This is a genomic window from Pseudomonas sp. So3.2b (assembly GCF_019464415.1).
Classification (GTDB): domain Bacteria; phylum Pseudomonadota; class Gammaproteobacteria; order Pseudomonadales; family Pseudomonadaceae; genus Aquipseudomonas; species Aquipseudomonas shahriarae.
The window spans coordinates 2,658,241-2,681,607 of record NZ_CP080494.1 but is presented as its reverse complement, the minus strand read 5'-3'; the positions used below and the strand labels follow the sequence as shown (position 1 = coordinate 2,681,607).

Sequence of the window (23,367 nt, the reverse complement as noted above, 5' to 3'; positions counted from 1 at the left end):
TGGCCGCTGCTGCGAACGCCGTTCACCTTATTCCCGTGGTCCGCCCTGCCCAAACCGATAAATCGACAGGCAGTACAACCCCAGCGCCGCCACCGCCAGCAAGCCCCCCGCCGCGCCGATCCAGGCAAAGCCAAAATGCCCGCCGACCCAACTGCCCAGCAGCGCGCCGCCGCCGATGCCGATGTTGTAGATCCCGGAAAACATCGCCATCGCCACATCGGTCGCGTCCGGTGCCAGCACCAGGACCTTGGACTGCAGCGCCAAGCCAAAAGCCATGATCGCCATGCCCCAGAACACGCTCAGCACCACCAGGTACGAAACGTCACCACTCAACGGCAACAACAGCCCCAGGCACAGCGCCAGCACCGACACGGCCACCAGCAAAAAGCGGTAAGGGTTGAAACGGTGCAGCAAGCTGAACAGTAACGACCCCATGATCCCCGCCCCGCCAAACACCAGCAGCACCAGGGTCACCGCATTGCCCCCCAGGCCCGCGACGCGTTCGACGAAGGGTTCGATATAGCTATAGGCGGTGAACTGGGCCGTGACCACCATGGCCGTCAACACGTACAGCGCCACCAGCGCCGGGCGCTTGAACAGCATCGGCAGGCTGCGCAGCGAGCCGGAGTTCTGGCTCGGCAACAGCGGCAAGGTGCGCGCCAGCCAGAACACCAGCACAGCGGCGAATCCGGCGATCACAATAAAGGTGGTGCGCCAGCCCATGGCCTCGCCCAGCAGACGGCCCAAAGGAATGCCCAGGACCATCGCCAGTGAGGTGCCCGTGGCCAATAAGCCCAGCGCCTGCACCTGCTTGCCCGGCGGCGCCAGGCGTACCGCCAGGGAGGCGGTGATCGACCAGAACAGCGCATGGGACAAGGCAATGCCGATGCGACTGACCATCAACAAGCCAAAACTGTTGGCCACGCTGGAGAGGATATGGCTGGCGATAAACATGCCGAACAGCACAATCAGCAACTTGCGCCGCTCGACGTTGCGGGTCAGCAACATCACCGGCAGCGACGTCAATGACACCACCCAGGCATAGATGGTGAGTATCAGGCCGACCCGGGCGATCGGCATGTCGAAGCTGGCGCCGATGGCACTGAGCAGGCCGACCGGGACGAACTCAGTGGTGTTGAACACAAAGGCCGCCAGCGCAAGGGCGATGACCGGCTGCCAGTTGGCTTGAGGTGTGGCGGTGGAAGTACTCATCGACAGGTCGTTTTACTCAGTTGCGCGCCGATCCTGACGGCCCGATGCCTGCCCTTGAGCGGCGCCGAAAAATAGTAACACGATGGCTCAGGGATCGACTTGCGCCATGATCTCGGGAATCGACTCCGGGCGCTTGGCATAGCGCTGGGCCAGTACCGCGCAGACCATCAACTGGATCTGGTGGAACAGCATCAGCGGCAGGATCAACACGCCCATGGTGCTGCCGGCAAACAACACCTGGGCCATTGGCACCCCGGTGGCCAGGCTTTTTTTCGAGCCGCAGAACAGGATGGTGATGCGGTCTTCCTGGTTAAAACCGAACGCCTTGCCCAAGAGCGCGGAAGCCATCAGCACCAGCGCCAGCAGGATGCAGCAGGCCACCACCAGGCCGCCCAGCTCCCACAGGGGGATCTGGTGCCAGATGCCTTCGTTGACCGCCTCGCTGAAGGCGCCGTAGACCACCAGCAGGATCGAACCCTGATCGACGAATTTCAGCCAGTTTTTATTGCGCCCCACCCACGCACCGATCCAGCGTCGGGCGATCTGCCCGGCAATAAACGGCAGCAGCAACTGCACGCTGATCTTGAGAATCGCATCCACCGTGGAGCCGCCGTCGCCATGCACATTGAGCAACAAGGCCACCAGCAACGGCGTAAGGAAGATACCGAACAGGCTGGACGCCGCCGCGCTGCAAATCGCCGCCGGGATATTGCCCCGCGCCAGGGAAGTAAAGGCAATCGCCGACTGCACCGTGGCCGGCAACGCGCATAAGTAGAGCATGCCCATGTACAGGTCTTTGCCGATCATCGGCGACAACAGCGGCTTGAGCGCCAGGCCCAGCAGCGGGAACAGCACGAAGGTCAGGCTGAACACCAGCAGATGCAAACGCCAGTGCCCGGCACCGGCGACGATGGCCTGGCGCGACAGCTTGGCGCCATGCAGGAAAAACAGCAGCGCGATGGCCAGGTTAGTCACCCAGCCAAACGCCACGGCGGCCTGGCCGCTGACCGGCAACAAGGAGGCGAGGACCACCGTGGCAATCAGGATCAGGGTGAAGTTATCAGGTAAAAACCGGGGGCGTTTCATTAGCTGTTCTTCCAGGGGTTGCCAGGGCGTCGTGGCGACTCTAACGTAACGGCTGCCTACCGACTAACGCCAATGAGCCAGTAAATGCCGCCTAAAGGACATGAAAAGGCCGTTCGCCGCAGCATCCCCGGGCTCGCCAGCCTGCCGCGCCCGGTGTATGGCCGCACCGAATCCCTGCCCAACCGCGCCCTGACCCGCCGCCATAGCCACCCGTGGGTGCAGTTGTCGTATGCGATCTGCGGGGTGCTGGAAATCCACACCAGTGCCGGGCGCTTTGTCGCCCCGCCGCAGCGCGCGGTGTGGATCCCGGCGGGGGTGCCCCACCGCGTGTTCAGCTCGCCCCACACCGAAATGCGCAGCCTGTACCTGGACTGCAGCGTGACGAGCTGGGCCGTGGAACGTTGCCAGGTCCTGGCGGTAAGCGACTTGCTGCGCGAGTTGATCCGCCGTTTCAGCGAACTGCCGGTGGAGTATGCCGAAGACGGCCCGGACGGGCGCCTGGCCCTGGTGCTGCTGGACCAGTTGGCCGCCGCGCCGCAGGTTGACCTGATGCTGCCCCTGCCTGTGGACAGCCGGCTGCGACAGATCTATCGCAGCTTGAGCCTGCACCCGGAACAGGCAACCACCCTGGGGCAGTGGAGCCAGAAGTTGGGGGTCAGTGAGAAAACCTTGAGCCGGTTGTTCTTGCGCGATACCGGCCTGACCTATCGCGCCTGGCGCCAACGGCTGCGACTGCTCAGCGCCCTGCCCGACCTGGAACGCGGGGAACGGGTGACGGATGTAGCGCTGGGCTGTGGGTATGAATCGGTTTCGGCGTTTATCGCAGCGTTTCGCCAGCAGTTTGATGCGACGCCAGGGGAGTTTTTTCGCTGATTGAATACCGCGGCTTTTGACCGTCCACAATCCCCCTGTGGGAGCGGGCTTGCTCGCGAAGACGGTGTGTCAGTCGATAAATTCAGTGACTGAACCACCGCCTTCGCGGGCAAGCCCGCTCCCACAGGGGATCTTGGCCGGGCACAGCATTTTGGCCACACCACCCATCAAATGTGGGAGCTGGCTTGCCTGCGATGGCGGTGTACCTGTCATCAATGAGAGTGACTGGACCACCGCTATCGCGGGCAAGCCCGCTCCCACAGGGGATCTTGGCCGGGCACAGCGTTTTGGCCACACCACCCATCAAATGTGGGAGCTGGCTTGCCTGCGATGGCGGTGTACCTGTCATCAATGAGAGTGACTGGACCACCGCTGAATCGCGGGCAAGCCCGCTCCCACAGGGGATCTTGGCCGGGCACAGCGTTTTGGCCACACCACCCATCAAATGTGGGAGCTGGCTTGCCTGCGATGGCGGTGTACCTGTCATCAAAGAGAGTGACTGGACCACCGCTGAATCGCGGGCAAGCCCGCTCCCACAGGGGATCTTGGCCGGGCACAGCATTTTGGCCACACCACCCATCAAATGTGGGAGCTGGCTTGCCTGCGATGGCGGTGTACCTGTCATCAAAGAGAGTGACTGGACCACCGCTGAATCGCGGGCAAGCCCGTTCCCACATTTTTGACGTCAGCGCAACAAAGACGAACTCGCCCGCACCTGCAGCTGCGGCGCCACCTTGATCGACTCGACAGCCTCGCCCTCGATGCGCTTGAGCAGCAGTTCAACCGCATGGCGGCCCATCTCTGCCAAGGGCAGGCGCACGCTGGTCAGGGGAACCATCAGTTCATTGGCCAGCGGTATGTCATTGAAGCCCACCACGGCAATGTCCTTGCCCGGCATCAAGCCCTTGTCACGCGCAGCGCCCATCAGGCCGATGGCCAGGAAGTCATTGACTGCAAAAAACGCCTGGGGCCGTGGGTTCAGGCTCAGCAGATACTCGCCCTGGCGATGCCCGGTCAGGCTGTCAAAAGGACCATTGAGCGTCCACTCCGGGCGTAGCGTGATGCCTTGCTCACGAAAGTAGCGGGTAAACCCACGGGTGCGATCCGCCCCGGTCGAGGCGTGCCGCTCACCCGCCAGAATGGCCACATCGCGACAGCCCAATTGGTACAAGTGCTCGGCCGCCAACCAGCCGCCCAACTCATCGTCACTGCACGCCGCCAGATGCCCGGCAATCTGCCGGCTGACCAACACGTAGGGGATGTGCTTGCGCGTCAACAGGTCGAGCAGCGGTTGGCTTTCGCCCACATGGGAGTCGCCGACGATCAGCCCGGCCACCGAGCGGCGCAAGGCGTGCTCGGCACGCGCCATCTGGCGTGGCTGCTGGTCGTCGGTATTGGAAACGAAGGTGAGGTAGCCGGCCTGTTCGGCGGCACTGTCGATGCTGTCATAAATGGTCGCCATCACCAGGTCGGTGAGCCTGGGCATGAGCACACAGATTTCCTGGCTTTTGCGCAACTTCAGGCTCGATGCCTGGGTGTTCGGCCGGTAATCCAGCTCTTTGGCCAATGCACGAATGCGCGCTACCACTTCGGCCGAGGCCGCTCGCTCGACCCCGGCCGGGTCGCCATTGAGTACCCGGGACACCGTGGACACATGCACGCCCAGTGCGGTCGCCATGGATTTCAGGGTGGCAGGGCGAGATGGGCTCGGCATGGTGGAGAGGCTTCCAACTGTCTGATATTTAGCGCGCAGATTCTACCCGAACGGGCGTGTCGCAGCCGCAGGTAAATTTTTACCCAAACGTTTGACTAAAATTTTTACGCGCCTTACATTTCGCCAACCCAAACGTTTGGGCAAACAATAAAAAATACGCCGGACGCGGCCGACTTTTTGACTTCTGCCATCATTTTGAAGAGTCAGATCCCTATGAACAGCCCCGCTATCCCGTCTTTCCGCTACCAGATTTTCTTCCTGATCATGCTGATGGCACTGCTCAACTACATCGACCGCGGCGCGATTGCCTATGCGTCGGCGAGCATTCTGCCCGAGTACGGTTTCGACAAGGCCGACTGGGGCAACGTGCTGGGTTACTTCGGCTACGGCTACATCCTGGGGGCATTGGTCGGTGGCATTCTGGCCGACCGTTTTGGTGCCAAGCGCATCTGGCTGATCGCCGGCGCCACGTGGTCGATCTTTGAAATTGCCACGGCCTTTGCCGGTGACTTCGGGCTGGCGTTCCTCGGCGGCTCGGCCATGGCCGGTTTCGCCACGATCCGCGTGATGTTCGGGTTTGCCGAAGGTCCGGCGTACTCGGTGATCAACAAGAGCGTGGCCAACTGGGCCACGCCCAAGGAGCGCGGTTTTGTGGTTTCGGTCGGCCTGCTCAGCACCCCCTTGGGGGCACTGCTCACCGCACCGGTGGCCGTGGGCCTGCAAACCCTGACCGGCAGCTGGCGCAGTATGTTCGTGGTGCTGGGCGTGGCCAGTCTGGCGCTGCTGATCTATTTCATGACCCGTTTCACCAACACCCCGGATGAAAACCCGCGGGTGTCCAAGGCCGAACTCGACTTCCTGCGTAGAGAGCGCGCCGAAGCCGCCAATGCCTCGACCCCCACCACCAGCGTCGCGCCGGTCTGGCACTTCTTCAAGAACAAGGACCTGCTGCTCAATGCCATCGGTTACTTCTCGTTTGTGTACGTGACGTTCCTGCTGCTGACCTGGACCCCCAAATACCTGCAGGATGAGTTCCACTACAACCTGTCGTCGCTGTGGTACATGGGCATGATCCCGTGGACCGGCGCCTGCTTCACCGTGCTGCTGGGCGGCAAAATATCGGACTGGCTGCTGCGCCGCACCGGCAACCTGAAAGTCGCCCGCAGTTGGCTGGCCGCGACCTGCCTGCTGCTGACAACCCTGTGTTTCATCATGGTGTCCCAGGCCCAGACCGTCTGGGGCGTGATTGCCTTGATGACGTTGGCCAACGCCTTGAACGCCCTGCCCAACTCGGTCTACTGGGCCGTGGTGATCGACACTGCGCCGTCCAATCGGGTTGGCGCCTACAGCGGCATGACGCACTTTATCGCCAACACCGCTTCGTTTATCGCCCCGATGCTCACGGGCTACCTGACCGTGCATTACGGCTATTCGTCGATGTTCGTGGCCGCCGCAGTGGCCACGGCGCTGGGCATGAGCGCGATGCTGATGGTGCGCCCAGGCGGTCGCCAGGTCGCCCCACCCTCTGTACCTGCAGCTGTTTGATGGAGTTGTTTATATGAGCCCGGTGAAGCCTACCCACGCTGGATATTTTTGCGGTCAGTCGATCATCACGCTGGCCGCGCGCCTGCGGGCTGGCAGCGTGACCAGTGTCGAGCTGACGCAAGCCGCCCTGGACAGCATCGAGCGCTTGAATCCGCGGTTAAATGCGTTCGTTCACGTCGATGCCTGCGTCGCCCTGGCCCAGGCGCGCAAGGCTGACGCGCTGTTGGCCCAAGGCCTGGACCTGGGCCCACTGCACGGCATACCGGTCGCGGTCAAAGACAACATCGACACGTTTGACTACATCACCACCTACGGCTCCGCGCATTTCGAGGGTTTCCAGCCGGACCGCGATGCCCTGTGCGTACACCGGGTGCGCGAAGCCGGGGCGGTGATTATCGGCAAGACCCTGACCCACGAATTTGCCTACGGCCCGACCGGCGACCGCTCGTTGCAAGGTGCTGCACGCAACCCGTGGGATGCCCGTTGCATCACTGGCGGCTCCAGCGCCGGCAGTGCCGCGGCGGTGGCCAGCGGCATGGTACCGCTGGCCCTGGGTACCGACACCGGCGGCTCGATCCGGATCCCTTCGGCCTTGTGCGGCACGGTCGGCTTCAAGCCCTCGTTTGCCTGCGTGCCGGTGGACGGGGTGTTCCCGCTGTCATCGAGCCTCGACCACGTAGGCCCCATCGCCAACCATGTCGAAGATGCGCGCCTGTTGTTCGAGGTGTTGGCCGGACGCGCCGGTACGCCTGCAACCAACCCGCAGCCGCTGCGGGTTGGTTGGATGACTTGCCCCAGCTTCGGCCCGGTCGACGCCGACGTGCATCAGCAGGTCTATGGGGCGGCGCAGCAGCTGTTTGGCGACGCACTGCAGGAGACCGACGAACTGCACCACCTGGCGGCGGGCATGAAAGACACCCTGCTGACACTGCAACGTGCCGAGGCCTTCGAGGTGCATGCCGAACGCATGCGGGATGCGCCGCATAAGTTTGAACAGGAGGTACGCGAGCGTCTTGAGGTATCGGAGGAAGTCAGAGGCTGGCAATACATTCGCGCACAGGCCAGCCAGGCGCAGTACAAAGCCGCGATGGCGCGCCTGTTCGAACAGTATGACTTGCTGGTTTCGCCCAGCGTGCCGATTACCGCGACCGAGGTGAATGCGCGCGAGGTGCGGGTGGGCGAACAGGACATTGATGTACGCGCCGCCGTGCTCAGCTATACCAGTGCCTGGAACCTCACCGGCCTCCCCGCGCTCAGCCTGCCGGTGGGGCACGTGAGGGGCATGCCGGTGGGGTTGCAGGTGATTGGCGCCGCTGGCGCGGATGATCGGCTGTTGCAGGTGATGAGCAGGCTGTTTGTGCGGGAGTAAGGGCAAGACCCCACAGGTTGAATGTGGGATCAGGTCTTCAGCCTATTCGCCTGACGAAGCCAGAATCGCCTGCAACAACACATCCGCCCCCGCTGTGGACCAGTGCGGGTGGATCTCTTCCGCCTCGTTATGGCTCAAGCCATCCACACACGGCACAAAAATCATCGCCGTCGGCGCGACCTGGTTCAGGTAGCAGGCATCATGCCCGGCTCCGGAAATCATGCGCCGATGGCTATAGCCCAAGGCCTCGGCCGCAGCCTGCACCACGTCCACGCAGTCTTTGTCGAAGGCAATCGGTGCGTACTGGAAGATCTGCTTGACGCTGGCCTGCAAGCCAATCCCCTCGGCGATGCGCGCCACTGCTGCGTGCAGTTGCTGATCCTGCACGGCCAGCACCGCTTCATCGGGATGGCGGAACTCGACGCTGAAAAACACCCGCCCCGGCACCACGTTGCGCGAGTTGGGGAAGATATTGGCCATGCCCACCGTCGCCCGCCCTTCGGCGCCTTGGGCCAGGCCGATCTGGTTGACCGCCTCCACCACCCGGGCAAAACCCAGCAGTGCATCCAGGCGGTGATCCATGGGCGTGGTGCCGGCATGGGCACTGCGCCCGCTCAGCTCGACTTCATACCAACGCTGGCCCTGGGCGCCGGTGACCACACCGATGGTCAGGTCCTGGGCCTCAAGGATCGGGCCTTGCTCGATATGCAGTTCATACGCCGCATGCACCGCCTGGCCGCCCACGGGGTGCGGGCCGGCGTAGCCGATCTGTTGCAGTGCCTGGCCGATGCTTACACCGGCCTTGTCTTCGCGGGACAAGCCGTACTCCAGGTCGAACACCCCGGCATACACCCCCGAAGCAATCATCGCCGGGGCAAAACGCGAGCCTTCTTCGTTGGTCCAGTTGACCACCTCGATCGGCCGGTCGGTCTCGATGCCCAGGTCGTTCAAGGTGCGCAGCACTTCCAGGCCGGCGAGTACGCCGTAGATGCCATCGAACTTGCCGCCCGCCGGTTGTGAGTCACCGTGGGAGCCGGTCAGCACCGGGGCCAGGTGCTCATGCCGGCCGGCGCGGCGGGCGAAGATATTGCCCATGGCGTCCACACGGATGCTGCACCCGGCCGCCGTGCACCAGGCCACGAACAGGTCGCGGCCGCGCCGGTCTTCGTCGGTCAGGGCCAGGCGCGAGACGCCGCCCTTGGGCGTGCCGCCGATCTGCGCCATTTCCATCAGCGAGTCCCACAGGCGCTCGCCGTTGACCCAGGGCCAGGGCGCTCACGAGCGCGGCTCCCGGGGCTTGGCGTGGTAGCGGAAGTCACAGCTTGGCGCGCCGCCCATGATGGTCTGGGTGCGCGTCAATTCAATATTGGGGTTGTAGCCGACGATAAACAGCTCGTCGCGGTTGCACGACAACAGGTGGCCGATCTCGCCCAGGCCCATCTCATGGTACATCTCGGCATAGCGGCAGCGCTTGACGTCATAGTCGTAATGCTCGGCGTCGCTGGCGATGATCTCGACTTTCAGCGCGTCGTCCTTTTCCCACAGCACTTGCAGCTCAACGAAGCTCTTGAGGTCGGCGCCCTGCTCTTCCTGGGCGGCAAAATGCTTGCCGGCCTGGATCGCGGCGTTGCCCACCGCTTCGCCAATCACCGCTGCGGCAAAGGCCTTGCCCTGCTCGCGCACGAGGATTTCGTAGATCGGCTTGATGATCTCGGCTTCGATGCGCCGGCGGGCCAGGATGCCCAGTTCACCTTCGAGTTTGCTCATTGCGTGCCTCATTCAAATGGCTACGAAGATCCAATGTTGGTGCTCCACATGGGGGAGCTGTCTCGCCGGGTGAGACAGCTCCCACTTGGGACGCTCCTACGCTTAGATCCAGCGCGTTACTTTTTGCCGCCAGCCACGCTTACCGGCTGCCATTGATTGGCCTTGACCTGGTAAACGGTGAACGACGGGTTCTGTAGATTGCCCTGGGCATCGAACGCGAGGGTCCCGGTCACGCCCGGATAGCTGATGGCGCGTAGGACCGGCAGGTACTTCTGCGAGTCGGTGGAGTTGGCCTGTTCGATGGCGGCGATCAGCACGCCGACACCGTCATAGGCAAACGGCGCATGCAGCTCGATATTGCTCTTGAAACGCGCCTTGTAGGCGTCTTCAAAGGCCTTGCCACCCGGCATCTGTGCCACGGCCAGGCCCGGCTCCAGGGCGATTACGCCCTCGCCTTCGTTCTGCGCCAGTTGCAGGAAGGTCTGGCTGACAAAGCCGCCCGCGCCCATCAACGGAGCCTTGATCCCCAACTGCTTGATGCGTCGGGCCAGCGGTGCAGCCTGGGAGTCGACGCCGCCAAAGAAGATCAGGTCGGGGTTTTGCCCACGGATATTGGTCAGCACCGCACTGAAGTCGATGGTCTTGTCGTCCACGTATTCACGGGCAACCACCTTGGCGCCACCGGCCTCGATGGATTTGACGAACTGGTCCGCCAGGCCCTGGCCGAATGCGGTGCGGTCGTCGATCACGGCGATACGCTGCGCCTTGAGGGTCTTGAGCGCGTAGTCGCCGGCGACCTGGCCGCCGTCATCGTCATGGCCCATGATCCGGAAACTGGTGTCGAAACCTTGCTGGGTATAGGCGTGACCGGTGGCCACTGGCGCGACTTGGGCAATCCCGGCGTCATGGTAGACCCGCGCGGCCGGGATGCTGGTGCCGGTGTTCCAGTGACCGACCACGCCGACTACGCCTTCGTCCACCAGGCGCTGGGCCACGGTGACGGCGGTGCGTGGGTCGGACTGGTCGTCTTCGGAGACCAGTTTGTACGTGACCGCTTCGCCGTTGATTTTCGGATGCTTGGCGTTGGCCTGGTCAATGGCCAGTTGCGCACCGTTTTCCAGGTCTTTGCCGATCCGCGCCGACGGGCCGGTCAAGGGCCCGGCCAGGCCGATCAGGACCGTCTGGTCGGCCTGGGCCACACCGCTCAGGGCCAGGCTCAACAACAGTACGCGTTTGAAGGGGGCAGTCTTGTTCATCAGTTTTTCCTGTTTCTCATCAGGCCCTCATGGCCTGTGGGGTGGGCGAAACACGCCGGGCGTCCGGTGGCGTTTGTTATGGGGTTATTCACCGAGGTAGGCACTGCGCACCTCGGGGTGGTCGAGCAATTGCGCGCTGGCGCCACTGAGGCTGATGCGCCCGGTGTCCATCACATAGGCGCGGTCAGTCACTTGCAGCGCAAGGCGCGCATTCTGCTCTACCAGCAGCAGGGTCATGCCCTGGCGGCAGACATCATCAATCACCTGGAACAGCTTTTCGACCATGATCGGCGCCAGGCCCATGGATGGCTCGTCGAGCACCAGCAACCGCGGCTTGGACAGCAGCGCACGGGCCAGGGCGAGCATCTGCTGCTCGCCCCCGGAGAGCAAGCCGGCCGATTGCTGCAAGCGTTCTTCCAGACGCGGGAAGTGCTCGAACAACTGGCGGATTTCCAGGTTCACCTGGTGCGGGTCGCGGCGCAGGAACGCCCCGGCCTGGAGGTTTTCCAGCACGCTCATGCGCGCAAAAATGCCGCGCCCTTCGGGCACCATGGCGATGCCCAGGGTCAGGCGCTCATGGGGCGCCAGGCTGAGGATCGAGCGCCCGGCAAAGCGGATCTGCCCCGCAGCGGCCAGCAGCAACCCGGTCAGGGCCTTGAGGCTGGAGCTTTTGCCGGCGCCATTGGCGCCGATCAGCGTCACCCGTTCGCCTTCATTGATATGCAGGTCCAGGGACTTGACCGCCTCGATGGCGCCGTAGCGCACCTTCAGGCCGTCAATCTGCAACAACGCTTCAGACATGGGCGCCGGCTCCCAGGTAAGCCTGGATCACTTGCGGGTGGCGGCGCACTTCGGCAGGCGCGCCCACGGCGATCACCCGGCCGTAGTCCAGCACGCTGATGCGGTCGCACACGCCCATTACCAGCTTCACGTCATGCTCAATCAGCAGCAGGGTGTGGCCGTCATCGCGGATCTTTTCCAGCAGGCTGCGCAGCTGCACTTTCTCGCTGGCATTCATCCCGGCAGCGGGCTCGTCGAGGGCAAGCAGGCGCGGCTCGGTGGCCAGGGCGCGGGCAATTTCCAGGCGCCGCTGATGGCCGTAGGACAGGCTGTCGGCGCGGTAGTGGGCAAACCCGGCGAGGCCGACATAAGCCAGCAGGCGATGGGCATGGGCGCGGGTCTGCGCCTCTTCCTCGCGCCCACGCGAGTGCCCGCTCAAGGCCGCCCACACGCCGTTATGGGTGCGCACATGGCGCCCGACCATGACGTTTTCCAAGGCGCTCATGGCGTTGAACAGGCGGATATTCTGGAACGTACGCGCAATGCCGGCGCGGGCCACCTGGTGCACCGCCGTGGGCTGGTACTCCTGGCCGTCGAGTTGAAAGCGCCCGGAATCCGGGGTGTACAGCCCCGTCATCACATTAAAGAAGGTGGTCTTGCCGGCGCCATTGGGCCCGATCAGGCCGTAGATTTCCCCGGCCTCGATACTCAGGCTCACGTCATCGAGCGCAGCCACGCCGCCAAACTGTTTATTGACCTTCTCGATCTGCAATAACGGATGATTCAAGGTGCACCTCCTGTGCGGCTCGGCCAGAGGCCGGCGGGTCGATACAGCATCGCCAGAATCAGCGCCAGGCCGTAAAACAGCTGGCGAATAATCTCCGGGTCCACCAGCACCTGGCCAAACAGCGCCTGCTGCAAGGGGCCCATGCTGGCGCGTAACGCTTCGGGCAAGGCTGCGAGCAACACGCAGCCCAGAATCACCCCGGGGATATGCCCCATGCCGCCGAGCACCACCATGGCCAGCACGGCGATGGACTCGTTGAGGGTGAAGGATTCCGGTGAAACAAAGCCCTGGAACGAGGCAAACAGCGCCCCGCTGATACCGCCAAACGCCGCGCCGATGGCAAATGCCAGCAGCTTCAGGCGCAAGGTATTGAGGCCCATGGCCTGGGCCGCCTCTTCATCCTCGCGGATCGCCATCCAGGCGCGGCCGATGCGCGAGCGCTCTAGGCGAATGCAGGCAAACAGGATCAGTACCACCAGCGCGGCGAACAGGTAGTAATAGAGGTAGACCGAGGGCAAGCGCAGGCCGAACAGTTCCTGGGTACGCCCCAGGTTGACCCCCAGTAGCGTCACCGGGTCGACCTGGGCGATGCCCTTGGGGCCATTGGTGAGGTTCACCGGGCGGTCGAGGTTGCGCAGCAGGATGCGGATGATTTCGCCAAACCCCAGGGTGACGATGGCCAGGTAGTCGCCGCGCAGGCGCAGGGTCGGCGCCCCCAGAATCACGCCGAACCCGGCCGCCAGCAGCGCGGCCAGCGGCAAGATCAGCCAGATCGAGGTGTGCATGCCCTCCGGCAGCAGCGCCAGCAAGGCTGGGAACTGTTGCACCAGATGGGGCGATGACAGCAAGGCCGCCAGGTAGGCGCCCACCGCGTAGAAGGCGATAAAGCCCATGTCCAGCAAACCGGCATAGCCCACCACGATATTCAGGCCCAGGGCCAACATGATGTACAGCAGGGCAAAGTCCAGGGTGCGCACCCAGGTATTGCCGCCGGCATGCCCGACAATCCAGGGGGCCAAGACCAGGGCCAGGGCGAACAGCAGCAGCCCCAGGCTGGCGCGTTTGCTCGAAGGGCTCACAGCGGTTGCCAGGCTCATGCGCGGGTCGCCAATCGTTCGCCCAACAACCCCTGGGGCCGCAACACCAGCACCGCGATCAACACGATAAACGCGAACACGTCCTGGTAGTTGCTGCCGAACACACCGTTGGTGGCAGCCCCCAGGTAGCCGGTGCCGAGGGCTTCGATCAGCCCCAGCAGCAGGCCGCCGAGCATCGCGCCCTTGAGGTTGCCGATGCCGCCCAGCACCGCCGCGGTAAACGCTTTGATCCCGGGCAAAAAGCCCATGTAGAAATGCGCGCTGCCATAGTTGCTGGCCATCATGATGCCCGCCAGCGCGGCCAGGGCGCCGCCGATGGCGAAGGTCATGACGATGATGCGGTTCGGGTTGATGCCCATCAGGCTCGCCACTTGCGGGTTCTCGGCCACGGCGCGCATGGCCCGGCCAAAGCGCGTGCGCTCTACCAACAGCAACAACCCGAGCATCAGGCTTAACGCCACGCCAATGGTGGTCAGTGCGGTGGCATTGGTCACGGCGGCGTGGGTGGCATCGCCAGCAAGTACTTCGATAGGCTCCAGGGGCAGCAATTGCGGGAACATCTGCGGGTTACGGGTCCAGACCAGCATCGCCACGGTCTGCAACAACAGCGACACGCCGATACCACTGATCAACGGTGCCAGGCGCGGCGCATTGCGCAAGCGCCGATAGGCAACACGCTCGATCACCACTGCCAGCACTGCACAAAAGGCCATGGCGATCATCGCCGCCGTCAGCAGCAACAGCACCGGCGGCATATCCGGCCAGGCTGCCTGCAGCACGCGGATCACCGACAGGCCCACCAGTGCGCCGATCATCAACACATCGCCATGGGCAAAGTTGATGATGCGCAAAATGCCGTAGACCATGGTGTAACCCAAGGCGACCAGCGCGTAGAGACTGCCCGACAGCAAGCCGTTAAGCAGTTGCTGGATAAACGCATCCATGAGAACCATCAACTCCCTTTACAAAAAACGTCGTGGCCAAGGCGCACCGACTAAAAAGCCCGAGCGCGGAACACTAGTTATTTATTCTGTTTTTATCAAATATCTGAAGGGAATATGGTTATACCAACTACAAAACCCCCTATACACGGGATCTTTTTGCGCTTTATTTATCTTTTTACTTAGTATTTAATTCAATACATGAATAATTTAGAACAGTTAGCCAACGATCCGCCTCTACGGGCCGTGCGTACTTTCGAGGCCTTTGCCCGCCACGGTGGTGTCAATGCCGCCGCCCGCGAGTTGGGGGTGTCGCCCTCGGCTGTCAGCCATCAGTTGCACTTGCTCGAGAGCTTCCTGCAACAGCCGCTGACGATGCGCCAAGGCCGCAACCTGGGCCTGACCGAAGAAGGCCGCGAGTACTACCGGGCGATTCGCTCGGCTTTCGCGGTACTGCGCAGTGCCACCGAACACGTGCGCGAGAAAAGCGCGACACGCCAGGTCACCATCAGCCTGATCCCGATGTTCGCGACCAACCTGTTCATCCCGAGCCTGGCGCAGTTTTTGAGCGCCAACCCGGCGCTGGATATCAACATCACCTACGCCAACCACCGCAGCTACCCCAGCGATGCCGCCGACCTGTCGATCCGCTTCGGCACCGGGCACTGGCCGGGTTATCACAGCGAGCCCCTGATCAGCGGCGCGGTCACGCCGTTCTGCAGCCGCGAATTCCTCCAGCGCCATGGCCCTATCGACAGCCCCCAGGCCCTCAGCGAACTGCCCCTGCTGCACGACGAAGAGCGTGGTACCTGGGGCCAATGGTTCGATGCCGCCGCGATCAGTCACAGCAACACACACAACGGCCTGCTGCTGGAGGACGGCCAGTTGACCCTGGTCGCCACCCGCACCGGCCTGGGCTGCTCGCTGCTGCGCGCGCCGTTGGTGGCGCCACTGGTGGCTACGGGTGAGCTGGTGCAATTGTTTGACCTGCAGGTGGATGACGGTCGCCAGTATTACCTGTGCCGCCGAGCCACCAGCGAGCTGTCGAGCGAGGGCAATAACCTGTATGACTGGATCAAGGACCGCTTGGGCCATAGCCCCGTGTAGGAGCACGTCATGCACGAACGGCATCCCTGTGGCGAGCGGGCTTGCTCGCGCTGGGTCGCGTAGCGGCCCTAAAAATGGGACTGCTGCGCAGTCCAACGCGGGCAAGCCCGCTCGCCACACTTTATTTGTGCGTACCAACTGAACAGCATCGCGTTTTCCGGCCCGTGTATCGTCAGTGCGGGCTCGCCGGTATGATCCGAGGCTCCAGAGCCTCATTGGACCCACCCTTATGCCCGGCGCCTTTACCCGCCCCACTCCCGCCCCCTTGCTCAGCCAGGGCGAGACGGTGGTGCTGTTCGACGGGGTCTGCAAACTGTGCAATGGCTGGGTCAGGTTCCTGATCCGCCATGACCGCCACCGGCGTATTCGCCTGGCGGCCGTCCAGTCGCCCGAAGGCCAGGCACTGCTCGCCTGGGCCGGCTTGCCCCTGGATCAATTCGACACCCTGGCGGTGATTCGCGACCAGCACTACTGGGTCCGCTCCAACGCAGTCCTGCAGATCATCGCCCTGCTGCCCATGGCCTGGCGGCCGCTACAGTTGCTGCGGGTACTGCCACGGGTACTTCGTGACTGGGCCTATGACCGCATCGCACGTAACCGCTATCGGCTTTTTGGCCGGTACGACAGCTGCCTGCTGCCCGATCCTGATCATGCGCAACGCTTCTTGAAAACCCCGCGATGAGTACGGATCGTGCTGGTATGATGCCGCGCTTTGAAAAACCAGCTGTAGACCTGCGAGGAAATGCACCTTGAGTAACGACGCAAAAATGACCGGCGACCTGTTCGAAGTGGACAAGCGCCTGTCGCTCAAACCCGTGGTGGACTTCAATAGCTACCTGCAGGCGGCTTTTGGTGATGGCCCTTGCACCTGCACGCGCTGCGTGGCCAGCGCGGGTGACGAGAAAGGCTACGAGTATCAGCACAGCTTCGACTTCCAGGGCCAGGTAACCCACCGCCGCTTTGCGCTGACCGCTGGCAGCGATGTGTTGCAGATGCTGAAGAAAGCCTGGCTGTCGTACACCAAGGCGGAACTGCCGGGTCACGGCGAGCTGGCGTTGGACACGGTAAAGGAGTTTGTCGAACCGCAGTTGCACAAGCGTCTGCTGCCGTTGTTGCTGGCCAGCGGGTTGGTCAAGGATGTCGAGGGTGGGTTGCACATTCAGCCTGTAGTCGCCTAGGGACCGACCCGGGATACACGCGCCCGGAACGACACCAGACCACTGAAACGATTTACTGTTAATAGTGACAGTAGATCCCTGGTACTCCTCAAGTTATTAATTAACCGTAAAGCCTCTACGAACGGTTTAAATCAACTCTGAGGATTCACTAATGCCAACCCCCCAACCGCACAATACAACCGGCCATTTAACGGCGGACATTGATGGCCGCGCCTACACCGCCGAGTCTGTTTCACTTAACCTTTATAGTTCATCCATTATTGCCGGCGGTCCGATTGAAGGTATCTTGAAAGAGGGGATTTTCTTTACTTTCCCGGACCACATCAAGCCGGGCACATACGAAATGAACAGGGATACCCTTGTAGGTGCCTGGTACAACCCAGGGCAGAATCAGAATAGCTGGTACGCTGACAACAACGATGAGGACAAGATGGAGGTTATCTCTGTTTCATTGGCAGCCGAACCTTCATTAGAAATTTCTTTCAAGTTTTTTGCGGTCAATTCTGCGGACACGCAACAGCGTAAAAAAATTATCGGCGTCGCGAAGTTCGAAGGCGCCTCGCAACAAGGTACGGTGCAATACAAGACTCAATAACACTATGAGCGCCCAAGTCTGTCTATCGCTGGATATCCCATTTGTAAAAAGGGCCGCGCTTATTAGCGCTGGCCCTTTTTATTGTTCGCGCCATTGAGCGGCGTCAGCCAAACCACTCCCGACGCTCCTCAAAGGTGTTGACCACCATTGCCACAATCATCTGCACCTCCTGTGGATGCGCCGCCGCGGCATTGACCGCCATCCACACCTGGCGCTGCATGTCCTGGGCAAACAAGCCCGGCAACGCCATCAAGCCCCGGTCGAAACAACTCATGTAACGCGGCAGCAACCCAATGCACGCGCTGCAGCGGATCATCTCCAGCATCAGCGGATACGCCTGCACCTGCACCACCCCCGCCAAGCGCTGTTGCACCACTCGGTTCCACGGCGCCAATGCCTCAACCAAGCCGTCAGGCTGCCATTGCACCAGCATGTAGTCCGCCAAGTCATCCACACTGTCCGGGCGTGCGGCCAGGCGTGAATAGCGTTTGGCGATATGCGGCAGGTAATCCAGGCAGGCCAGTGCCTGCGGCGGGTGGGTCGCAAAGCCCGGTCCCGGCTGCGGCGAGTCGACGCCCGCCAGCCACAACACCACGTCGGCTTCCACTGTCTGCACGGCCTGCGGACTGTCGATACAGACAATCTCCAGGCGCACACTGGCATTGCGGCGCAGCAGGGAGATCAGGTCGCGCCCGAGGATGTCATGCAGGATGGTCTCGGCCACTGCCAGCCGAATCAACGGTTGTTCCTGCACCGGCACCCGCCGTTCATTGGCCAGGGTCACCAGCCGCGCCTGGAGCTGCAGGCCGTCACGGCTCAGCGCCAGGACATTGCCCTGGTAGCTGAACAGTGAACGGCGCATCTGTGCTTCCAGTAACGCCAGGCGTTTGCGCAGCAATGTGGCCTTGATGTTCAGGCTGCGGGCCGCCTGCATGAAACAGCCGCAGCGGGCGCTGATCAGGAAGTAGCGCGCCACCTCCGGGTCGATGCCCGCAGCCAGGGCCAGCCAGGCTTCCCGGGGTTCGCCGGGCGCGCGGTAAGGCGTCATGCCGTGGGGTGCTGCAGGTTCTAGATAGTCCATGGGGGGAACTCCCTGTCTTATTGGGTCTGTGCATCCATGCGTACAGCCTGTTTATTCCAGTACTTTGTTCAGTTGCGCCCCGTCGATGCTCAAGGTCGCGGTGTTGAGCATGCCCTCCAGATAGGCCTTGGCGATCTGCTCCTGGCGCTGGGCGCGCAGGGCCTCGGTCAGGCGTGGGCGCAGTTCGTCGAGGCTGGCGGTGCGCGCCGGTTGGTGCTCGGTCAACTTGAGCACATGGAACCCCGCCGCGCTGTGCACCGCATCCGATACCGCACCCGGCTTGAGCCGCGCGACCACGTTGCGCACCTCTGGTACCAGTTGCTGCAAGGGTTGCAGGCCCGAATCACCGCCGCGCCCGGCGCTGCCGGCGTCCTGGGAGTGCTGGCTGGCCAGCTCGGCAAACTCCGCCGGGGCCGCCTGGGCCCGGCGGCTCAGTTCCTGGGCCTGGCGCCGCACGGCCTCGGCATTTTGCGGGTTGTCCACGGCGAGGAAGATCTGGCTGACCCGGTACAGCGGCGGTGTCATCCACTGGGCCTTGCCGCTGTCATAGGCCTGCTGCAACTCGGCGGCGCTGGGGTAGTCGGCCGGCACCTGGCTGACCGACAGCAGGTAGTCGCGAAACACGATCTGCTCGGTGGCGGCGCGGGTCTGTTGCTCGACGTCCGGGCGTTGCCGCCAGCCCTGGGCATCGGCCTGTTCGAGCACGGCCTTTGCGCCAGGCGCGAGCGGATCCAGGTTTCCAGGGCACCCCGATTGGCGCGCAACTGCTCGCGCGATTCGGCCGGCAAGGTGGCCAGCAATGCCTGCAGTTCCGTCACGGCCACCTGTTGATTGCCCAGGCGTGCCACCGCCGGGCCCTCTGCGCCGATCACCGGGGCCGGTTGCTGGGCCGCGACCGGGTCGCTGCCCGAGCGCAGGCCCAAGCCCACCGCCACCCCCAACAGGGCCAGCGCAGCTACCACCAGGGTTGGTTTTTTCACAGCGCCGGCGCCTCTTCGCGGGTTTCAACCTCAGGTACACCCTGGGCTTGCAGGTGCGCGGCGGTCTGGCTGTATTCACGCAGGTAGACGATAAATTCCTGCAACAGCCGATCCCACAACTCCAATTGGCTGCGCAGGTACAGGGCACCGACGCCAGCCACCATCACGTCCATCTCCATCAGCAGGAACTCCCCCTGCACGGACAGCCGGGCAAAGCGCCGCGAGGTGTTCCAGACCGGGGCCAGGCCTGCGGGCAACTCGCCCTGGACCCGCAGCGCGCAACTGTAGGTGAAATCCACATAGGCGCCCTGCTCCGCCGCCGGGTTGCCGAAGCGCACGGCAAAACCGATGCCCTGGCTGGCGCTGAGCAGTTGCACGATGCCGTTCTGCTCGCTCTGGTTGACCCGGTAGCCGGCCTCTTGCAGCAACTCGGTCAGGCGCTGGGGGGTCACGCTGCTCATCAATTCGCTCATGGTTAACTTCTTCCTTGGTTGATCAGTGATTAAGCGCCGCCTGGGGCGCATCGAAACGGCTGTTGTACAGGCCATCGCCAAAACCCTGGGCCAGTTCTTCGAACTTGACCCGCGCGCCGCTGGCGAACGGTTGGCGAATGCTCATGACCTCGGCCACGTCGATTTTTTCGTAGGCCGCGAGCAACGCTTGGGCCACGCCATACATCTGTTGATTCTTGGCTGAACATTGCTGCACTTGTGTGTCACGCTCAGCCAGTTGCGCCTGCAGGCGCGCGCGCTCGGTTTCTTTGCCACGGGCCAGCACCAGCAGCTCGTCATAAGCCTTTTTGAACTTGCCAGTCTGCTCGGCACTCGCCGCCACTTGCGCCTGGGCCTGGCTGTGCAGGCTCTGCTGCTGGCCGGCCAGTTGCTCGGCCATGCCTCGGGCCTTGTCCAGCTCCAGGCTCAACTGCTTGATCTGCACCTGGGCCTGCTTGGCCTGGTTTTCGGCGGCAATCCGTGCAGCGGCGGCCTGGGCCTGTTCGCTTTGCAGTGCCTGCAGCTGCGCGGTGGTGCTGCGCAACTGGGTGCGCAGGCGCTCCTCCATGCCTTCGGCCGAGGCGCCGGTGGCGACCAGGGCCAGGACCAGTCCGCAAATTCGCATGTTCATGGGTATCTCCCGGCGCGTCAGAAGCGCGTATTCAGTTCCAGTTGCATCACATCGACTTCAAACGGCGCGCCATACACCTCTGAGGCGCTCAGCCAACGGGCGCTGGCGTAGATGTTCTTGTCGATGCCGTAGTTGCCGCCAATGAAGTAGCCCTTGGCGTTGGTGCCGCCGAGGTGGAAGGACGAGTCGTTGAAGCCGTCCGGCAAGGCATCCGGCTGGATGTACTTGTAGCCAGCCAACAGGTTCCAGTCGCCGGCCTTTTTCATCTCCAGGGCGCTGCCGAGGGTGAACTGAACCATCAGCGCATTGCCGCCACTTTCAAACTGGCCCTTGCTGTTGATGTTGTTGACGATCTCGCCTTCGCTGCGCTTGAGCATTTCGCCCTTGTCGTAGGCCAGGTTGTGAATGAAGTTGGCCTGGCTGCGCAGCTTGAAGTCTTGGGGCAGTTCGCTGTCCCACACCAGGTTCAGGTCCAGCACATCGAACTTGGAGGCCAGGCCCACGTATTGCGGTTGCGGGGTAAGGCCCGGGGTTGCCGGGTTGGCGTTGATATTGCGCAGCAGGAACACGCTGTTGCCCTTTTGCATAAAGGCCACGCGCGAGCCGTCGGTGTCGCAGCCCGGCGCGCCGGCCCATGGCGAGCAAGGGCTGGAGCGCTGGCCTTCGATGTCGTCGAAGCGGTAGTAGGCCAATGCGCCCTTGAGGCTGTTGCTGCGGTTGATCTTCCAGTTGGCGCCGATCTGCCCGCCGAACAGCCATTTGGTGTCGCTGTCTTCCTTGTCGAAACCGTTGCTGCTGGCGGTGTCGGAGGTGTACTCCACCGGGAACGCGCCCAGCGTGCCGAACAGGCCCCATTCGTTGTTGAGGCTGTGGTTGAAGATCGCCGCCACGCCGTCAAAGTTGAGGTCGCTGGAGTACATCATGTCGGTGGAATAGAACGGGTTGGCGATCCGCCCGCCCGTCAGGGTCAGGTCCTGGGTGGCCTTCCAGGTCAGGTAGCCCTGGTCGAGCCAGATATCTTTCTTGCCAAAGCCGCCGCCCAAAGTCTGGGTGGTGGACACCGGGTTGTTGTCGGAGCCGGTGCCGATGCGGATGCCTGCGGTCCATTCCGGCGAAATGATCGCCTTCATCCCCAGGCGTGCGCGCAGGCGGAACAGGTTCTCGCGGTCTTCACGGGTGTTGAGCAATGGCGGCAGGCGGGTGTTGGTGTCTTTGTTAACGTCGTAGGGACCGTTCTCGTTGAGCTTGGCGTAATCGACGATTTCGTTGCTGTTGTTGCCAGAGAAGAACCGCGACTCGTCACGCAGGCGGATATCGCCATCGAAGCTGATACGCGAGACCCAATCCGGGAAGGTGTTGGGCTGGGCCCAGTTTTCCTGCTTGGCAGTGGCCATGACTTCGGCCTTGACCTGGTCGCGGATCTGATCACGCACGGCGGCCGGCACGTACTGCACCCGCACATCCCCAGGGGCCGCCGCAGGCCCGGTGGCGGCCACTGCGGTCTGGCGCGCCTGCACCGCCTCTTTCTCGGCCTGGGCGATCAGCCCCTCGGCCTGTTCCTGCTTGAGCACACCTTGCTGCACCAGCAGGCGGATCAGGTTGATCGTGGCGTTTTCCGAAGGCCCGGCCGGGGCGGCCGTTGCCTGGCCGACCAGGGTCGCGATGACCATGCCGACCGCCAGGGTCACTCGATTCACGTGGGAAATCATCTGCACACAACTCCTGTAGAAAACTGCAAAAAAGGTTGGCTCACTCCGGGCGTCGGCCCTTGAGGGACAGGCGCACCGGCAACGTCAGGGAGGCCGGTGTGCGTTCTTTCAAACGGGGCGTGGCCCGCAGTGCCGCCAGTACCTGGGCGTCGGTGTCGGCATCGCCGCTGGACTGGGCCAGCTCTACACGCGTGACCTCGCCATCGCCGCTCAGCCACAGGTCGGCCTGCACCGCATAGGCCTTCTTGCGCAACTCCGGGTCTTCGCGCAGCAGGCGCTGGAACACCCCGGCCAGGTACTGCTTGAACGTGCCCGTGCCCAGGCCGCCCCCACCGGAGCCGGCCATGCCGCCGCCCTTGCCGGCCCCCACGTTGAAACCGTCGTTACCGGCCTGGGCATCACCGTCGATCTGCATCGGGTTGGCCAGGTCGTCGGCGGGACTCGGGGTGCCTCTTGCTCCGGCTTGACCTCCTCCGGCGCAGGCGTGGGCTCAGGCTCGGGGATCTTTCCTCGACCTGGGGCTCGGGCTCCTTGGGCGGTTCCGGGGCGGCGGCGGTGGTGGCGGCAACGGGATAATCATCGGCACCTTGGGCGCTTCGCGGCGCACGCCGCTCATGTCATTGGCCCACTGCCACAGGAACCACGCGGCCACGGCGCCCACCAGCAGGCCGGCGCCCCACTTCAGCGGGCGCAGCGGCGACTTCTTCACGGGCGTGGGTGGGATCGGCATCTGTGCGGTCATGATGGTTTGCCAGTGACCAGGCCGACCTGGGACAGCTCCAGGCGGCGCAGCAAATCAAGCACCTCGATGACCTTCTGGTACTGCACCGTGGCATCGCCGCGCACAATCACCGGAAACTCCGGGTTCAGGGCTTTCTCGATGCGCAGGCGTTCTTCCAGTTCCCCCAGGGTTACCGGGTAGGCGTCGAGGAATACCTGGCCGCCGTCATTCACCGAAATCGCCTTGGTCTTGGCCTCGGACAACGACACCGAGGCACTGGCCTTGGGCAAGTGGATCTGGATCCCCGAGACCTGGGCCGTGGCGGTGAGGATAAACATCACCAGCACCACCATCAGCACGTCCACCAGGGGCGTGATGTTGATGCTGTCGACGGCGGCGTCTTCGTCATCGTCGTGGGAGGCATTCACAGAAGCCATGCTGATTCTC

At 63.1% G+C, this 23,367-nt stretch carries 21 protein-coding genes and 3 pseudogenes; 7 read left to right on the top strand and 17 right to left on the bottom strand.

Annotated features, from left to right (window positions below):
- Nucleotides 1–27: 27 nt before the first annotated feature.
- On the bottom strand, nucleotides 28–1,212 hold the full coding sequence (locus K1X80_RS11950; RefSeq protein ID WP_220172913.1) for a sugar transporter: 1,185 nt from the start codon (nucleotides 1,210–1,212) through the stop codon (nucleotides 28–30).
- An 87-nt stretch (nucleotides 1,213–1,299) separates the two neighbouring features.
- Nucleotides 1,300–2,298 carry a bile acid:sodium symporter family protein gene (locus K1X80_RS11945; RefSeq protein ID WP_076964780.1) on the bottom strand — a complete coding sequence of 333 codons (999 nt, stop codon included), beginning with the start codon at nucleotides 2,296–2,298 and terminating at the stop codon, nucleotides 1,300–1,302.
- Nucleotides 2,299–2,382: 84 nt separating this feature from the next.
- On the opposite strand from K1X80_RS11945, the gene K1X80_RS11940 reads away from it, so the two are divergent.
- Nucleotides 2,383–3,171, top strand: coding sequence for a helix-turn-helix transcriptional regulator (locus tag K1X80_RS11940; RefSeq protein ID WP_115127996.1), 789 nt, complete (start codon nucleotides 2,383–2,385; stop codon nucleotides 3,169–3,171).
- Between the two features lie 685 nt (nucleotides 3,172–3,856).
- Here K1X80_RS11940 and K1X80_RS11935 read toward each other — a convergent pair.
- A complete protein-coding gene (locus K1X80_RS11935; protein ID WP_198818367.1) occupies nucleotides 3,857–4,885 on the bottom strand; it encodes a LacI family DNA-binding transcriptional regulator in 1,029 nt (342 codons plus the stop codon).
- Nucleotides 4,886–5,098: 213 nt separating this feature from the next.
- Between K1X80_RS11935 and K1X80_RS11930 the strand changes: the two genes are divergently transcribed.
- Together K1X80_RS11930 and K1X80_RS11925 are read left to right on the top strand one after the other, a co-directional pair.
- Nucleotides 5,099–6,430: an MFS transporter gene (locus K1X80_RS11930; protein WP_076964777.1), complete on the top strand. Its 1,332-nt coding sequence runs from the start codon at nucleotides 5,099–5,101 to the stop codon at nucleotides 6,428–6,430.
- 13 nt (nucleotides 6,431–6,443) lie between these two features.
- Complete coding sequence (locus tag K1X80_RS11925; RefSeq protein ID WP_220172912.1) at nucleotides 6,444–7,799, top strand: amidase; 1,356 nt, start codon at nucleotides 6,444–6,446, stop codon at nucleotides 7,797–7,799.
- 42 nt (nucleotides 7,800–7,841) lie between these two features.
- On the opposite strand, the pseudogene K1X80_RS11920 reads toward K1X80_RS11925, so the two are convergent.
- The 7 genes and pseudogenes from K1X80_RS11920 to K1X80_RS11890 form a co-directional block, all read right to left on the bottom strand.
- A pseudogene (locus K1X80_RS11920) lies at nucleotides 7,842–9,059 on the bottom strand (Zn-dependent hydrolase); the annotation flags it as partial.
- A gap of 15 nt (nucleotides 9,060–9,074) precedes the next feature.
- On the bottom strand, nucleotides 9,075–9,566 hold the full coding sequence (locus K1X80_RS11915; RefSeq protein WP_057438692.1) for an L-2-amino-thiazoline-4-carboxylic acid hydrolase: 492 nt from the start codon (nucleotides 9,564–9,566) through the stop codon (nucleotides 9,075–9,077).
- A 116-nt stretch (nucleotides 9,567–9,682) separates the two neighbouring features.
- Nucleotides 9,683–10,822: a branched-chain amino acid ABC transporter substrate-binding protein gene (locus K1X80_RS11910; RefSeq protein WP_057959882.1), complete on the bottom strand. Its 1,140-nt coding sequence runs from the start codon at nucleotides 10,820–10,822 to the stop codon at nucleotides 9,683–9,685.
- A gap of 84 nt (nucleotides 10,823–10,906) precedes the next feature.
- Nucleotides 10,907–11,623 (bottom strand): ABC transporter ATP-binding protein, encoded by a 717-nt coding sequence (locus K1X80_RS11905; RefSeq protein ID WP_220172911.1) that lies wholly within the window; start codon nucleotides 11,621–11,623, stop codon nucleotides 10,907–10,909.
- Complete coding sequence (locus K1X80_RS11900) at nucleotides 11,616–12,389, bottom strand: ABC transporter ATP-binding protein (protein ID WP_029292970.1); 774 nt, start codon at nucleotides 12,387–12,389, stop codon at nucleotides 11,616–11,618. Before K1X80_RS11900 ends, K1X80_RS11905 begins: the two co-directional genes overlap by 8 nt.
- Entirely contained in the window at nucleotides 12,386–13,486 is a 1,101-nt protein-coding gene (locus K1X80_RS11895) for an ABC transporter permease subunit (RefSeq protein WP_057438695.1), read from the bottom strand. Before K1X80_RS11895 ends, K1X80_RS11900 begins: the two co-directional genes overlap by 4 nt.
- A complete protein-coding gene (locus tag K1X80_RS11890) occupies nucleotides 13,483–14,430 on the bottom strand; it encodes a branched-chain amino acid ABC transporter permease (protein WP_057438696.1) in 948 nt (315 codons plus the stop codon). Before K1X80_RS11890 ends, K1X80_RS11895 begins: the two co-directional genes overlap by 4 nt.
- A 198-nt stretch (nucleotides 14,431–14,628) precedes the next feature.
- Here K1X80_RS11890 and K1X80_RS11885 point away from each other — a divergent pair, with 198 nt between their 5' ends.
- From K1X80_RS11885 to K1X80_RS11870, 4 genes are all read left to right on the top strand, one after another.
- Entirely contained in the window at nucleotides 14,629–15,534 is a 906-nt protein-coding gene (locus K1X80_RS11885) for a LysR substrate-binding domain-containing protein (protein WP_057959883.1), read from the top strand.
- Between the two features lie 229 nt (nucleotides 15,535–15,763).
- Nucleotides 15,764–16,216, top strand: a complete 453-nt coding sequence (locus K1X80_RS11880) for a thiol-disulfide oxidoreductase DCC family protein (protein ID WP_057959884.1) — start codon at nucleotides 15,764–15,766, stop codon at nucleotides 16,214–16,216.
- Between the two features lie 67 nt (nucleotides 16,217–16,283).
- A complete protein-coding gene (locus K1X80_RS11875; RefSeq protein WP_057959888.1) occupies nucleotides 16,284–16,712 on the top strand; it encodes a hypothetical protein in 429 nt (142 codons plus the stop codon).
- Nucleotides 16,713–16,863: 151 nt separating this feature from the next.
- On the top strand, nucleotides 16,864–17,307 hold the full coding sequence (locus K1X80_RS11870) for a hypothetical protein (RefSeq protein WP_057959889.1): 444 nt from the start codon (nucleotides 16,864–16,866) through the stop codon (nucleotides 17,305–17,307).
- A 103-nt stretch (nucleotides 17,308–17,410) separates the two neighbouring features.
- Here the strand turns inward: K1X80_RS11870 and K1X80_RS11865 are convergent, their stop codons facing one another.
- The 7 genes and pseudogenes from K1X80_RS11865 to K1X80_RS11835 all read right to left on the bottom strand — a co-directional run bounded on the left by K1X80_RS11865 (nucleotide 17,411) and on the right by K1X80_RS11835 (nucleotide 23,357).
- Nucleotides 17,411–18,388, bottom strand: a complete 978-nt coding sequence (locus tag K1X80_RS11865; protein ID WP_057959890.1) for a LysR family transcriptional regulator — start codon at nucleotides 18,386–18,388, stop codon at nucleotides 17,411–17,413.
- 51 nt (nucleotides 18,389–18,439) lie between these two features.
- Nucleotides 18,440–19,368, bottom strand: a pseudogene (locus tag K1X80_RS11860) (peptidylprolyl isomerase).
- Entirely contained in the window at nucleotides 19,365–19,841 is a 477-nt protein-coding gene (locus tag K1X80_RS11855) for a YbjN domain-containing protein (protein ID WP_057959892.1), read from the bottom strand. Before K1X80_RS11855 ends, K1X80_RS11860 begins: the two are co-directional and overlap by 4 nt.
- Nucleotides 19,842–19,863: 22 nt before the next feature.
- Nucleotides 19,864–20,490, bottom strand: coding sequence for a DNA repair protein (locus K1X80_RS11850; RefSeq protein ID WP_220172910.1), 627 nt, complete (start codon nucleotides 20,488–20,490; stop codon nucleotides 19,864–19,866).
- A 17-nt stretch (nucleotides 20,491–20,507) separates the two neighbouring features.
- Entirely contained in the window at nucleotides 20,508–22,199 is a 1,692-nt protein-coding gene (locus K1X80_RS11845) for a putative porin (RefSeq protein WP_076964767.1), read from the bottom strand.
- Nucleotides 22,200–22,239: 40 nt separating this feature from the next.
- A pseudogene (locus K1X80_RS11840) lies at nucleotides 22,240–22,941 on the bottom strand (energy transducer TonB).
- Nucleotides 22,938–23,357, bottom strand: coding sequence for a biopolymer transporter ExbD (locus K1X80_RS11835; RefSeq protein ID WP_057438708.1), 420 nt, complete (start codon nucleotides 23,355–23,357; stop codon nucleotides 22,938–22,940). The pseudogene K1X80_RS11840 and the gene K1X80_RS11835 overlap by 4 nt, the downstream one beginning before the upstream one ends.
- Between the last annotated feature and the right edge of the window lie 10 nt (nucleotides 23,358–23,367).